We start from the raw sequence: 13,691 nt of genomic DNA on the forward strand, positions 1-13,691 counted from the left end.
GAACTGAACGAAATTGAAGTAGAAAAAGAGAGGGGATTATCATTGTTGACGAGATCACAGTCTCTACGGCTATATTAACCTTAATCCTCTCTTTTGTTCTTTCATATTAATTAATGTAATAAAGATATCACAAACTTAAGATGGCTATAATCTTCCTTAGTACTCCCGGGTAATTTTAATACCGGAATGGTCCAATAATTCGTGGTAAGACAATTATTTTCCTATCTTGACAGGAGCAACCACTAACTCATGCTCCGCTTCTTCCGCCAGGACAGAGCGTTAAAAAAACATTCAGTGAATGTTTTTAGTGAATGGGCCAGCCTGCCGCGCTGGCGTTTAAAGCAAATACTATGAATAATTTCTTCAGGCGAATCAGACAATCCCTCTTGGCTGAAAACAAGTTCAGCAAATACCTGCTGTATGCGATTGGGGAGATTTTGCTGGTGGTGATTGGGATTCTGATAGCATTACAGGTGAATAATTGGAATGAAGAGCGGAAATTGGTGGAAAGTGAAATTACGCTTCTACATAATATACGAGAGGATATCCTCCTCGATACCCTGGATATTAGCTTTAACCTGCAGTATCATCGCAAATTCCATAGCGAGGAGGAAAAATTGTTGGAGTATCTGCTGGGAAATCGCACCTCTATAACCGATATTAATATGACCGATGCCCTGGGGATAACGCTCTGGACAGCACTTCATCGGTCAACCTTTGAAAACCTGCAGAACAATGAGGTAGGTTTAATTCAAAACAATTCACTTCGAAAGAATATAGCACGCTTCTACGATTTCTATTATAACGCATTGAGCAAAATGCACAATGAGTTTAAGTCTTTTGATTTATACGAGAAAAAATTGCCTTTTTTTAAAGCGTATTTTACCGTTATGCCCGACTCCACGGATTACGTGCTTAAATTCCCGGGTGGGGAAGATTACTATGATCATGATTTGTACAAAAAAGCTATCCAATTGCAAGACCCGGAAGGAGCCCGGATGGACAATGAATTTATTTTTATTCTCAATGAGTGTTCCTTATTTCGTAAAGCTATGATTGATTTTAATCAAAGTGTGTTGAACGAAGTTCGCGGCCTAATTACTGAGATTGATAACGAACTGAAAAACCTTAAGTAATGCTCCGCTTCTTCCGCCAAATAAGACAAAGATTACTAACTGAAAACAAGTTCAGCAAATACCTGCTGTATGCGGTTGGGGAGATTTTGCTGGTGGTGATTGGGATTCTTATTGCATTACAGGTGAATAATTGGAATGAAGACCGAATAAATAATCAAGATCTCAGACTCATACTCAAGGCAGTTAAGGTTGAGAATCAGATCAATATTGAGCAAATAAAATATGCAATCAAAGATGCAGAACATGTTCGAAGTACGCTTATTCATTTATTGGCAAATATGGGGCCCGACTATGCCTTAAAAGATGAAACATTTATAGATAGCCTGTTTTTTGAAGGGCTATCAATAACCCTTTTTGATCCAAACAAAGCCGCATTCTTTTCGCTGTTAGAATCCAGAAATTTAAAGCTCATCAAAGGGGATTCATTACGAAATATGCTGTTAGAATGGAATTCTAAATTAGATAGGCTTTCAGATTACGAAGCTGCAACCTTTCATACCTTTAAAACAATTGTATTACCCCACTTTTATGATAAAATATCATTGGTAAAGATCGATAGAAAATATACCGGTTTGAATGAAGACCTGCCCAAATCGGCATTTCAACATGATAATCGTAAAGCACTGATTCTCTTAGAAACTGAAAATATAATAGAAGATCACTTTTATAACTTAAAGAAAATTCAAAATGCCTATAATGCCCTTTTAAAAGATCTTAAAACAGTTAACCAACTTATTGATAAAGAACTGCAGTAGTAGTTGATGAACTTCTTACGGGACAGAGCGTCAAGGGGAGCAAAAAATTAAAATTCCAAAACCCAAATTCCAAAGTACACTCATAACCTTTTGAAATTTGGAACTTGGTCGCGATAGCTTCTCCTTCGTAATACTATGGAGAAGGAACTATCGGGATGAGATTTGGTGCTTGCGAACTTTACACTATCTTATACCCTATGAAATGATTTAAATGGCCCAACATGAAAACACAGACATTACTAGATGCGATACGCTTTATAGATAGTCATGAACCTACAAAAGCATATATACAGGAACATGAAGCGGCCCCTAAAAACTTTGAGATTTACCAAATTTCGGCAACGGTAGGCAAGGATGAAGATGGTATTATCCGGGTATTAATCAATTTTGCCAAAAGGGCCAATGCAAAAGGCCAGAATGAGGATGTATTTATAGACATCCAGGGCAATGATCTAAGCGATTTCAAAATTATAAAGATCACCCCGGTTGAGTTTCGCCCCTGATCCAATAAAACTTTTCCAAATCTCTTGACTATTAGGGACTTGAACAAAAAAAACGAGGGCTAATGCCCTCGCTTGTATAAATTATAGGAGTAATTCACTAAAAACGGTATCCCACTCCTAATTGAAATCCTTTGGTTTTTAAGGATACATCCCCGGAAAAAATTGGATCTACTTCGATATCTGATATGTCAGACAATCCCAGATTGTAACGCGCATCCACGAAAAAGCCACCGGCCAGTTCATAGGCAGCGCCAAAGTTAACGCCAAAATTACTAGATTTTAAACCATCAGTACCCCCTTCGGCATCCAGTATAAATCCTATTTGAGGTCCTGCCTGAATGTTTAACCCTCCAATAATGTAATACTTCAGCATCACAGGGATATTCAGAAAACTGATATCGGCATCCTCAGCGCCTTCTATTGAATATAGAATTTCAGGCTGAACATGAAATTTTTCAGAAAACCCGATGTCTGCCAAACCACCTACATAAAAGCTGGTGGCCCCATCTGGGGTTACATCTCCTAAATCAGATGAAAATTTCAGATTAGAAAAATTAGCACCGGCCTTAACGCCAAAATGCAATTCCTGTCCCTGAGCATTCCATGCGAAAACGCCTGATAACATCAAAATAATTAAAAGATTTTTCATTATTAATATGTTTAGTTTTTATTTAATGAACCAATCAAACGGGAAAACATCGCAATTATTATAAAAGGTGAATTATTTTTTGTCTGACAGAACATGCATATGTTTATAAATTAAGCTTGTTCCAATTGTATTTCTGATTCCATTTTATAATTGGAATACATCTACGTTAGTCTCATTGAAAAGAATGATATAAATCATAAGAAATAATCAATTTGTCGGCACCATGTAGTATTATTCCAGTGTTCATTCATTTCCATATCATACTTTTTGTTAAGAAAAGTTGAAATAGAAACGAAATCTTCGTAATACAGATTATTCGCACTATGATCTTCCATTACTTCCTTATAAACTCCTGTATACTCTCTTCCAGCAACCAGTTAAACTCCTTGGGGTTATCCCACATTATTAAATGTCCTACATCTTCGACAATTTTAGCTTTGAATGCAGGAACATACTTTCTAAAGGCTTCTACGTTTGTGGGCTGTAGATCAGAATTTATGGCAATAATCGGAGCCTTGACGGCTTTGATCGATTGTGTGCAATGTTCATTTTGCCATATTATAGAGCCTGCCAGAGATTCTCTCCAGCCAATGTGTGAAGCACCCTCTAAAAATGACACAATTTGATTAAAAGATGAGTCAACATTCTTTTTAATGAATCCACCTCCAACCATTTTCTCCTTGGTAGGATTATTAACTAAATCCATCATCACACTGTCAAGATAATGGGCCATTTGAGGAGGAATTTGCATTTCTATCTCTTGCAGTGCATCAACCAATACTACACCGATAACATGATCTGGCACTTTATTAGCAGCTTCTATAACAATCGGAGCTCCCAATGAAAAACCCACAAGCACTACTTTTTTAAGATTTAGCTGTTGAATTATACTGGATATGTCCTCTCCATAAGATACTATTGTCCATTCACTACGATTATTTCCTGATTTACCAAAACCAGGAAGATCGACAGCAATTACCTGATACTTTTTTGAAAAGTGTGATACCTGAGTTTTCCAGATACTTTTAGTGTTTGACCAACCATGAACCAGGATAATAACAGGTTCACCATTACCCTCATTATCAAAGTTGATACTTACTCCATCAAGTGAGTTAACAGTTGTTATTGTTTCACTTTTACAACCATTAATCAAGAAGAAGAATAATACAATAAATGCATAGGTTAAAAATGGATTAATTTGTTTCATAATAATCTCAAAAGTGAATAGTTAATTATAGAAATACTTGTTAATCATTAAAAAATCTTTTTGACCTCAGAATACATTTTTAATTGGCCGCCAATGGCCTCGTATATGAGCAGTTTTATGGCTTATATACGGTGTTATGTGCTGGTTATTTTAGTCGTTTTTTATTATGTGTTTTTACCTTTTCTATTAATTGAAATTAACAACACCAACATCAAAGAAAAATCATCTCAGAATATTCTTGGAATCAATCGATAACGTACGTGGTTTGCATACTCGCGATATCCGGGTAGTTCTTGATGTAAAGTCTGGTCCTCTAAAATGGTTCTTATAACGGCAATGATTAATGCTATTATCGCTGGAATAAGGGTCCAGACAGACCCTAAGGCCAAAGCAATTCCCGCCAGTGGAGGAATATTTCCGGCATAACCTGGATGTCTTACGATTCGGTACGGGCCGCTGTCACATACTATATGCCCACGATCCATCTGAATCCGCGTCACGGATGAAAAGAAGCGGTTCTCTATTATTGCCCATGAAGCAAAAGCATATCCGGGTATGATCAGTATGAAGCCAAGTATGTTGAGCCATATCGGAAATTCGGGCGACCATCCAAAGTGGTGATCGAGACCGGCTACAATAAATAATGGAAAGGATAAGCTAAATGCCATTAAGGGAGCAAGTACCTTATCCCAAGGCTTTACGTTTTGATCTTTTCCGAATTTGCTCCGTTCTGCCATTAATCCCGGGTGCCTTTTTTCGGCTAAAACCCGTGACCCTATTCCTATTACCAGAAACAATACTGAATACAACCATCCCTGCCACCAGGCTAAGTCCCATCCGATTGTTAGAAGAACCAATGGCATCAGTAAATACGCAAGAATTAGTCTTATCCAAAAACGTGCCCCTGCTTTTTCATACGGATGCTGATCAACTGTCTTCGATGCCATGCTTATTACTGATTAGGAGCTATTGATTTTTAACTGCAAATATTAATTGAGCAAAACATTGCACATAACGGTTTGCATATGAAACGTTTGGCATTTTGAAACACCAAACTATCAAGCCGATACACCGCTGATTAATTGTTGCTTTGTTTAAAAATAGCACTATCGGCCAAATGTTTTATGATGCATTGTTGGCTGCTGCTGTTCTCTTTAAAAATTTCGGCTCTGTTTAGCCTTAGGAATGCTATCATTTATCATCTATTTGGAATTTAAGATGATATTCATCTACACATGAACTTTCCGGTGCCTTGGATGGGTCGTTTAAGAATTCGAAAAACATTCCAATTGCGCACTTTTCTGCAAAGTCAACTGGTGAATGAGCAACTCCATCAAACCTATAAACATAACAGTTTTTAAATCTCTTCTTTAATATTTCGTCTAAGCTTACAGGAATTACCGGATCATATACACCATTCAATACAAGTAACGGAACATCAGATGATTCTTGTGGTTCAACGATTTTTGGATCTAATTTGGATATTTTAAAAACTTTATCAGAAAGTAAAGAGTATTCACCTCCTAATCCCATACAAGTTACACCTTTTGCAAATGTTGAATAAGCCGGATCAATTTTTATATCTGAAAGCGTAAAAATACTACTCTCACTTAAAAATACGGAATATCCTAAAATGTCGGCAAAAGTACTCATGCTGGATTGGATACCTACAACTTGATTTATAAAACTATAATCACCAGACATTATTTGATCAATTAAAAGAGGTACTTGAGGATTAAAATACATATATAACATAATCATGCTTGCAAATCGATGTCCATCAAGCACATAATTGAGTTTTTCATCTTTTCCGGGAACAGCAATAGGAACTGTAACCGGATGACTGTTAAGGGAATCTATGAAATTTAAAAATTTATTTTCCAAATCAGGGTAGGCACTTGCACAGTCTGGATCGCTTTCACATTTATTAAATATTCTTTTTAGCGAGTTAATTACTTCAGGAATCATATTAGCAAATGGTGTCCCTATTGGTACACCAGCATTCAAAATTGCGCAACTTACCATATCAGGATAATCACGAATAACATGTTGTGCTACAAGGGTGCCGGCGGATGAACCGAATAAGCTAAATTTTTCATAGCCAAGATTGCTCATAATCATAGCTATATCTGCGGCAGTTTCAACATTGTTGAACGCTGATAGATTAACTCCTTCTTTTTTAAAGCGATCACGAGTTTCTTCAAGAGCTTTTGTTTGTATAGCAAGCTTTTCATCATAGTTAAGGTCTTTATCCATCATATCATATCTTGCTTTAAATAATTCGTTTGATATCAAATTAGGCTTAGAATATCGTAATCCTCGAAGTTCAATTACAATAGCAGCTCTTTTTGGCAAAATTAATTCTCCAAGTCTGCCACTATGTCTCACAGCAAGCGGAGGAATAAAATTATCCATATTAGATTCACCTGGACCGCCAGTATTAAGTACTATAGGGGGAGCCGGGTTGTTGCTCGTACTCGGGAATATGGCAACTGCTACTTTAATAGTTTTACCATTCGGATTATTATGAAATTCAGGTACAGTAACATAACCGAACTTGAAGTTTTCACCTAATACCAATCCTTCAGGTAGGTCAAAAGGGCACTGAGCTTCCCTGAATTTACCAATTTCTTCATTTACAACTTGTTTACATCCAGATAATGTCAGGCTCAAAATAAATAAAATACTTATTTTAAAATAAATTATTTTATGTTCCATAATTGCCTCTTATTTTATTAATATGAATAATTTTCATAATCCAATTGTTAAGGTTGCAGCCAACTTGTTATATTCATACTAATATACTCACATATCCCTAAAACTTTCCGGATAAGGGTTCCTTTTTGGGTTCTTTATCCCCTTATCATAATTCAATTTGGTTGAAATCATAAGAGTGGATACATAAACCTGACGACATTCATTTTACGTAAATATGAACTAAAAAGAGACGAAAATAAACTTGGTTGTAATCGTAGTTGTAAACATTAGGCAAGAAAAAAGGAGATACATTTCTGTAACTCCTTGATAATTAATGGGGCTCCGAATTGTATGCCTTATTTTTTTTTAAGTTTCTAATGTTTTCAATTTCTACCTTTACTAATTTCCAATGTTTAAGCTTTTGCTGATCTGGAACATAATGCTTAAAATCATAAATTATTTCATCACAAAGATGCAAAGAGTGAAATAAAAATTCAGCTAACAAAAAAATAGCTTTGGTGTTGCAGCTCAAACATCCTGACAGATACTGGTGCTGTCCTCATAATAATTCTTAATACCTGTGCATTTGATACTTAAACATAAATTAAGATGAATTCAAATATAAAATTCTGTTTTAGATACATTTTACTTTATACTACTTTATGTCCATTATTATTTATGTCCTGTGAGCAAAAATCTACTGAAACCGCTGAGATCAGGGGAGTTTATGGAAACCCCGAACCTTTCTGGGATAAAGGATTAAATCTCAATGATCTTGGGGTTAATGCTATTTTTGTCCACAGCGGATCGATCAACCATGAAATGGTTAACAGGGCCAGATCTGAGGGATTAATGTTATTTGCTGAATTTGCCACCTTGAATGGTAAAAATTATGTAGAAACGCACCCTGAAGCCTGGGCGATCAATGAAAAAGGTGAAAAAGTGCAAGCTGCATCCTGGTTTATGGGGGTTTGTCCTACCGAACCCGGTTTCCGTCAGTATCGTTTTGGCCAGCTACGGGATTTACTTTTGGAGTATGACCTGGATGGTGTTTGGATGGACTATGTGCATTGGCATGCACAGTTTGAAGAACCTGAGCCCATCTTGCCCGAAACGTGTTTTTGTAATCATTGTCTTGATAATTTCTCAAAAGATTCGGGAATCGAAATACCGGACGGAATTACCTCAAAGAAGGCACTATGGATACTGAATAACCATGATGAATCATGGCGTAATTGGCGATGCAAGGTGATTTATGATTGGACCTATGAAATAAAAAGCATTATCAAGGAAATCAAACCTGAGGCGCTCCTTGGACTTTATCATTGTCCATGGGACGATCAGGAATTTAATAGTGCAAGACGTCGCATACTGGGACTCGACTATAATCTATTAAAAGAAACTATCGATGTATTTTCTCCTATGGTATACCATAGGAGAATGGGAAGAGAGCCCGATTGGGTAAAAGAGAATATACAATGGTTTAGCAATCGACTAAATATCAGAAAGGATTCTTATCCAAAAGTATGGCCTATCGTTCAGGCATATAATAACCCAGGTGTCATTTCCAATAAGGAATTTGAAACTGTTCTGAAGGGTGGACTGGCAGGGAAATCTAGCGGCGTGATGATGTTTACAACTTCTGCCGTAGCTGAAGATGAAGGTAAAACAGAAGTGATGAAAAATGTGTATACAAATAACTAAGCATCCGTGGAGTCTTACTAAATCTTCCAAAACCCCTATGACCATAGGATTAAAAATAAAAAGTCCAACTTAGTAAATAAGCTGGACTTGTAATCTTGTGGTCCCACCCACTCCTTCGTTTTACTTCGGAGGACGGGCAAGCCCTCCTTCTCCGCTCAAAGCGGATACGGACGGACAGGCTGGGTTAGATCGCTGCGCTTATGTAACAGAGCGTTATTGATTTCGTAAATAGGCCTGAGCCATCATTATATGACTATCCTTCTTAAATGTGGTAACCAAGAAAGAGGTGCGGGAATAGACAGTCTTCCCTGATCCATATCATTGCCCACACGCTGTCTCAGTGATACCTTTATAAAAATTACGAACAAATGAAAAATGTTATTGTTGCAATAGATTTAATTGATCAGAAAGAGAAATTAATACTAGAAAAAGCAATCGAACTGACCAGTTGTTTTAATCCTAAATATTGGATTCTTCATATTACAGCTCCTGATCCTGATTTTGTGGGATATGAGGCAGGTCCGCAAAGTGTTAGAGATAATCTGGCGAATGAACTCAGAAAAAAGCACAGATCAATCCAGGAATACAAAGATAAACTTGAAGAAGGCGGATACATTGCTGAAAGTCTTCTGATACAAGGACCTACCTTAGAAATGATACTTGATAAATCAAATAAATTAAAAGCTGATTTATTAATTATTGGTCATAAGGATCATAGCCTCTTGTACAAAACATTTATTGGAGAGCTATCCACTCAACTAATAAATAAATCCAAAATACCCTTAATTATTATACCCCTGGAATAGGGTAGAACCTGGTTACCCAATACAATTATCGTAATAGCTTTAGCTACAAAAAATAAATAGCAGTTAGTTAGATGAGGTATTTCTTTTGTATAAATGTTTTTCCTAAATCTCTAAAGAGGGGTAACCAAGGAAGAAGTGATAGAATAAATGGTCTTACCTACTCCTTCGTTTTACTTCGGAGGACATGTCCTCCTTCTCCGCTCAAGGCGGATACGGACGGACAGGCCCGCCTTCACTGCGTTACTGAGGGTGCTCTGGGTTCATTCACTAAACGAATGGACCAGAGAGGAACAATAGAATAAAAAAGCAGAATACTACCTTAATCCCCTTTAAAGAAGGTTTTCAGAAATAATGGGGTTGCCAGCGTAAGTGCGTTTCACAACGTGAAAAAGAGCATGAAGCGAAGGCAACATCCATGGTTTTGTCCCGATAGCTTCTCCTTCGTAATACTATGGAGAAGGAACTATCGGGACCAAAAATTTCCTAAAACCTTCTTGATGTTTTGGTTCGTTTTACATCAAGGTAAAATGAACAAAATAAAATTGTTTCTTGAATTCCTGGTTAACCTTTAAATCCGAAATAATTCTTTAATTTTCGTAGTTTCTTGATAGGGTGATTTCGTATGAATCTTCTTAACAACCAGGGAGATAGCCTGTTCAGGTAAAGAGTAAATCCTTCTGTCCCTCCGACAAATGCTTCCTCCTTCTCTCTTAAAACAGCGCGAATAATTTTTTTGGCCGCCTTTTCTACGGGATACGCTGTTTGAAATGTTCGTTCAATCTTCCCAAAGGGTTCTCCAGATCCGGTCAGGGCATGAGCTGTGATAGCTGTTTTGATAATACCTGGTATAATGATAGTAATGGGGATGTTCTTACCTGATATTTCGCTTCTGAGTGTTTCAAAAAATCCGTGTAGTGCGTGTTTAGAAGCGGCATAGGAAGCAATTTTAGGGACACCATATTTACCCGAAAGACTACTGGTTACCACTAAATGTCCCTGATTTCTTTCAAGGAAATGTGGAAGCAGAGTTTTGGTAAGAACCATGGGACCAAAGTAATTAATGTTCATTAACTTTTGGTCGATAGATAAATTTGTGTTCATTGCAAAATCCTTTACCGAGAGTCCAGCATTGTTGATTAAATAGTCAATTTTACCGTAAAAGGAAAGGGCAGTATTTGTCTTTTTTGGCAGCTCCTCTAATTTTTCGAGATCGATGGGTAAGATTTTAGCGCTTCCAGGGTTTCTGGGCAGCTTCCTATTTACTTCAATTAATTTGTCCTCCCGTCTTGCAGACATGATAAGATCTGCTCCTAAATTAGAAAACTGATAGCAAAGGGCTTCTCCTATTCCAGAAGAAGCTCCGGTAATCCATACCACTTTGTCCTTAAAAGGGAGTTGATCATTTTTCTTCATAAAGTATTTTAATAAAGTTCTCTTATACTTCCCAGGAAACAAGCTCTTCTTTATAGAAAAGTTCTTTCATAATGGGTTCGTATTTCTGGAACAATTGGTTACGCTTTATTTTCAATGTTGGGGTAAGAAGGTCATTTTCATTGGTCCATTCTTCCTTGACCACAATTACTTTTTTTAGTTTCTGATAACCCATGAGATTTTTGTTAACGGACGTAAGCGCGTTTTCTAATTCATGAATAGTTTCTTTGGTATTTGTTTTTCCGATTTTTGAAAGGCCTATCAAGATAAATGGTTGAGGATATTCCGAACCCATTACGCAAGCTTGATCTACGGCTCCAATTTCCATAAAATCTCTTTCCATAGGAGCAGGGGTAATATATTCACCTTTGGTAGTTTTAAAAATATCTTTTACCCTACCCGTGATTGAAAGGAATCCATCATCAGATAGATGACCCATATCTCCTGTGTGAAGATATCCATTGACAATAGCCTTTTTGGTCAGTTCAGGTCTATTGTGGTAGCCTTTCATTAGCCAGTTACATTTCTGTCTAATTTCCTTGGTCTCAGGATCAATATAGACATCCTGGTTTTCAAATAGTTTACCCACTGTACCTGTCCGAATATCATCCTTAGGATTCATTGATATTACATTAAAGTTCTCTGACAAACCGTAGGCCTCTCGGATGTTAATACCTAATTGTTGGAACCAAATAAGTAGCTCTGGAGCAATGGGTGCAGCACCGGAGAGAATTACCTGAGCTTTGTCAAGACCCAATGATTGCTTGATTCTATATTTGATCCATGTTGCGAGAAGTGGTGTTTTAAGGAGTATCTTCAATTTTATTGGTGATACCTGCTTTAGAATGCCTGTCTGGAACTTCTCCCATATCCTTGGCACTCCGAAAAAATGAGTGGGTCTTGCAGACTTAATATTTTTTTGAAAATTATGAGTCGACTCAACAAAAAATATTTGTCCGCCGCAGTAAAGGCAACCCATTTCAACCAATCCTCTTTCGGCAGCGTGGCTGAGTGGCAGGTAGGAGACAAAACGGTTTCCTTTTCTGTTTAGTAAAACCTCTTCTGAAGCGGTGATTACAGCGTTTAAGATTGATCTGTGTGTGTGGACGACACCTTTAGGAGATCCGGTGGTGCCAGAAGTATAAATAATAGTCAGGACATCATCGGGATTTATGATGGTTTCAGTGATAGTTTTGTCCGGGGACTTATAGTCTTGCCAACCCATAATACCACTGCAATTACTGCCTGGCAGTGCAACGGATTTTGTATTCTTTGGAATGGAATGTTTCTGAGATTCCCAGTGTTCTCTTTCAATTTTGCCCAGAAGTAGCAATGAAGCCTCAGAATCCTCAAGGATGCCTGCCATAGTCTGCGCATTGACATTAGCATATAGTGGAACAGAAATATATCCACCCATCATTAAGGCAATATCATATATGATCCATTCAGCGCAATTAGAGGACAACAAGGCGATTTTATCTCCTCTTGTATAACCGTGATGTTGAAGGGTTCGGACAATATAAAGAGCTTCTTTTTCTACCTGCCTCCAATTATAGTCAGTAGCAGTATTTCCTTTTGGTTGTGTCAGGAATATTTCATCCGGAGTTTCTCTGACCCATTTTGAGAAATAGTCAAGTATAGTAATTTGTTTTTCTAACATTTGATCAGGCATAATATTTTAAATGTCAAGGTATTATTCAAAAGCTGGGATAGCAATGACGCAAGTCATTGTAATCAGATACCCTACCAGGGCTCAAACTCTCGAAGCCAAAGATTTCCTGTTCGGTGTATTGACAAGTCGTCAACTTTATAGGTACCCGAATTGTATGCCCTATTCTTTTATTCTAGATGACAAATACAATTTATAAAATTATCCAATAGTATATTAATTATCATAGTAGCCTAATGATTCAAATCATTTACTTCCCAGACTGGGTCACCTACCTTTATGCTTGATAGATCGTCTATTGACATACTTAATAAAATCTACATTTATGTATGATAGCGCTCAAGAAATGGTTCAAAATTATTGCACTGTTCTTTACGGCATTAATCCTTTTTCAAAGTTGTGCTACGTATAAAACCCCCGTAACCCTGGAACAGGCAGCAAACACAGAAAAAGCGGTCAAGATTATAACGGTTGATAACGACACCTACAAGTACAAGTACATTGTCTATGAAGATGGTCAGTTCTATGGGGTAAAAGACAATCCAGGGGAGGATGTTAAATTTCCAATCGATACGGAAGAGGCAGCGAATTTATTAATGAAAAACGGAGGAATCCCCTGGTGGGCATGGACGCTTATTGGGGCAGCATTAATTGGCATAATATTTCTTATTGTCAAAGCAACTTATGGTGGACCAGAATTAAATTGGTCAGGATAATAAATATATCTACTCATGTGTATCAATGGAGGCCTCCCTTGAAACTTACTTCTATCCCGACATTTCTGAAATCCTCTTAATCTCCTCACTTACCCTTTTCTGCACAATCTTTCCATAATACTCTTGGGTAATCTTCATACAGGAATGCCCGAATAATTCATTACCTTAGGAAGAACTACCAACCACTTCCAATGATCAAATTCTTTAGAAAAATTCGTAGATGACAACAAGTCATACTTCATTAAAAGTGGGGGTTACAGCAAATTTGAATTATAATATACTAAGATCACACCAATGAAATTGCAGAATGTCCTAATAATATGTTTGACAGCATTTATAATATCATCCTGTAACTCAAAACAGGAAGGGAAGCAACTATTTATACTTTCGGGTCAGTCTAACATGGCAGGTTTAAAAC

At 37.1% G+C, this 13,691-nt stretch carries 12 protein-coding genes; 6 read left to right on the forward strand and 6 right to left on the reverse strand.

Annotation, left to right across the window (positions count from 1 at the left end):
• Positions 1-350 precede the first annotated feature (350 nt).
• The 3 genes from ABJH90_RS04050 (at position 351) to ABJH90_RS04060 (ending at position 2,394) form a co-directional block, all read left to right on the forward strand.
• Positions 351-1,136, forward strand: a complete 786-nt coding sequence (locus ABJH90_RS04050) for a DUF6090 family protein (RefSeq protein ID WP_348138065.1) — start codon at positions 351-353, stop codon at positions 1,134-1,136.
• Positions 1,136-1,891 (forward strand): DUF6090 family protein, encoded by a 756-nt coding sequence (locus ABJH90_RS04055; RefSeq protein ID WP_348138067.1) that lies wholly within the window; start codon positions 1,136-1,138, stop codon positions 1,889-1,891. Before ABJH90_RS04050 ends, ABJH90_RS04055 begins: the two co-directional genes overlap by 1 nt.
• A gap of 221 nt (positions 1,892-2,112) precedes the next feature.
• Entirely contained in the window at positions 2,113-2,394 is a 282-nt protein-coding gene (locus ABJH90_RS04060; protein ID WP_348138069.1) for a hypothetical protein, read from the forward strand.
• A gap of 97 nt (positions 2,395-2,491) precedes the next feature.
• On the opposite strand, the gene ABJH90_RS04065 is transcribed toward ABJH90_RS04060, so the two are convergent.
• The 4 genes from ABJH90_RS04065 to ABJH90_RS04080 all read right to left on the reverse strand — a co-directional run bounded on the left by ABJH90_RS04065 (position 2,492) and on the right by ABJH90_RS04080 (position 6,968).
• Positions 2,492-3,043 carry a porin family protein gene (locus ABJH90_RS04065; RefSeq protein WP_348138071.1) on the reverse strand — a complete coding sequence of 184 codons (552 nt, stop codon included), beginning with the start codon at positions 3,041-3,043 and terminating at the stop codon, positions 2,492-2,494.
• A gap of 334 nt (positions 3,044-3,377) precedes the next feature.
• Entirely contained in the window at positions 3,378-4,250 is an 873-nt protein-coding gene (locus ABJH90_RS04070; RefSeq protein WP_348138073.1) for an alpha/beta hydrolase, read from the reverse strand.
• 227 nt (positions 4,251-4,477) lie between these two features.
• On the reverse strand, positions 4,478-5,197 hold the full coding sequence (locus tag ABJH90_RS04075) for an isoprenylcysteine carboxylmethyltransferase family protein (protein ID WP_348138075.1): 720 nt from the start codon (positions 5,195-5,197) through the stop codon (positions 4,478-4,480).
• A gap of 244 nt (positions 5,198-5,441) precedes the next feature.
• Positions 5,442-6,968 (reverse strand): alpha/beta hydrolase, encoded by a 1,527-nt coding sequence (locus ABJH90_RS04080; RefSeq protein ID WP_348138077.1) that lies wholly within the window; start codon positions 6,966-6,968, stop codon positions 5,442-5,444.
• A gap of 588 nt (positions 6,969-7,556) precedes the next feature.
• On the opposite strand from ABJH90_RS04080, the gene ABJH90_RS04085 reads away from it, so the two are divergent.
• On the forward strand, positions 7,557-8,651 hold the full coding sequence (locus ABJH90_RS04085; protein ID WP_348138079.1) for a family 10 glycosylhydrolase: 1,095 nt from the start codon (positions 7,557-7,559) through the stop codon (positions 8,649-8,651).
• A 368-nt stretch (positions 8,652-9,019) separates the two neighbouring features.
• Positions 9,020-9,457: a universal stress protein gene (locus ABJH90_RS04090; protein ID WP_348138081.1), complete on the forward strand. Its 438-nt coding sequence runs from the start codon at positions 9,020-9,022 to the stop codon at positions 9,455-9,457.
• Positions 9,458-10,018: 561 nt separating this feature from the next.
• Here the strand turns inward: ABJH90_RS04090 and ABJH90_RS04095 are convergent.
• Entirely contained in the window at positions 10,019-10,870 is an 852-nt protein-coding gene (locus ABJH90_RS04095; RefSeq protein WP_348138083.1) for an SDR family oxidoreductase, read from the reverse strand.
• 22 nt (positions 10,871-10,892) lie between these two features.
• Entirely contained in the window at positions 10,893-12,560 is a 1,668-nt protein-coding gene (locus ABJH90_RS04100) for an AMP-binding protein (RefSeq protein ID WP_348319505.1), read from the reverse strand.
• A gap of 326 nt (positions 12,561-12,886) precedes the next feature.
• Here ABJH90_RS04100 and ABJH90_RS04105 point away from each other — a divergent pair, with 326 nt between their 5' ends.
• Positions 12,887-13,273 (forward strand): hypothetical protein, encoded by a 387-nt coding sequence (locus ABJH90_RS04105; RefSeq protein ID WP_348138087.1) that lies wholly within the window; start codon positions 12,887-12,889, stop codon positions 13,271-13,273.
• Positions 13,274-13,691 lie beyond the last annotated feature (418 nt).

Origin of the sequence: Eudoraea sp. (assembly GCF_039969275.1) — a bacterium.
Lineage (GTDB): Bacteria > Bacteroidota > Bacteroidia > Flavobacteriales > Flavobacteriaceae > Eudoraea.

Bases quoted from the DNA above. Each gene is read 5' to 3' on its own strand.
- ABJH90_RS04050 (WP_348138065.1), top strand. From the start codon at position 351: ATGAATAATTTCTTCAGGCGAATCAGACAATCCCTCTTGGCTGAAAAC.
- ABJH90_RS04055 (WP_348138067.1), top strand. From the start codon at position 1,136: ATGCTCCGCTTCTTCCGCCAAATAAGACAAAGATTACTAACTGAAAAC.
- ABJH90_RS04060 (WP_348138069.1), top strand. From the start codon at position 2,113: ATGAAAACACAGACATTACTAGATGCGATACGCTTTATAGATAGTCAT.
- ABJH90_RS04065 (WP_348138071.1), bottom strand. From the start codon at position 3,043: ATGAAAAATCTTTTAATTATTTTGATGTTATCAGGCGTTTTCGCATGG.
- ABJH90_RS04070 (WP_348138073.1), bottom strand. From the start codon at position 4,250: ATGAAACAAATTAATCCATTTTTAACCTATGCATTTATTGTATTATTC.
- ABJH90_RS04075 (WP_348138075.1), bottom strand. From the start codon at position 5,197: ATGGCATCGAAGACAGTTGATCAGCATCCGTATGAAAAAGCAGGGGCA.
- ABJH90_RS04080 (WP_348138077.1), bottom strand. From the start codon at position 6,968: ATGGAACATAAAATAATTTATTTTAAAATAAGTATTTTATTTATTTTG.
- ABJH90_RS04085 (WP_348138079.1), top strand. From the start codon at position 7,557: ATGAATTCAAATATAAAATTCTGTTTTAGATACATTTTACTTTATACT.
- ABJH90_RS04090 (WP_348138081.1), top strand. From the start codon at position 9,020: ATGAAAAATGTTATTGTTGCAATAGATTTAATTGATCAGAAAGAGAAA.
- ABJH90_RS04095 (WP_348138083.1), bottom strand. From the start codon at position 10,870: ATGAAGAAAAATGATCAACTCCCTTTTAAGGACAAAGTGGTATGGATT.
- ABJH90_RS04100 (WP_348319505.1), bottom strand. From the start codon at position 12,560: ATGCCTGATCAAATGTTAGAAAAACAAATTACTATACTTGACTATTTC.
- ABJH90_RS04105 (WP_348138087.1), top strand. From the start codon at position 12,887: ATGATAGCGCTCAAGAAATGGTTCAAAATTATTGCACTGTTCTTTACG.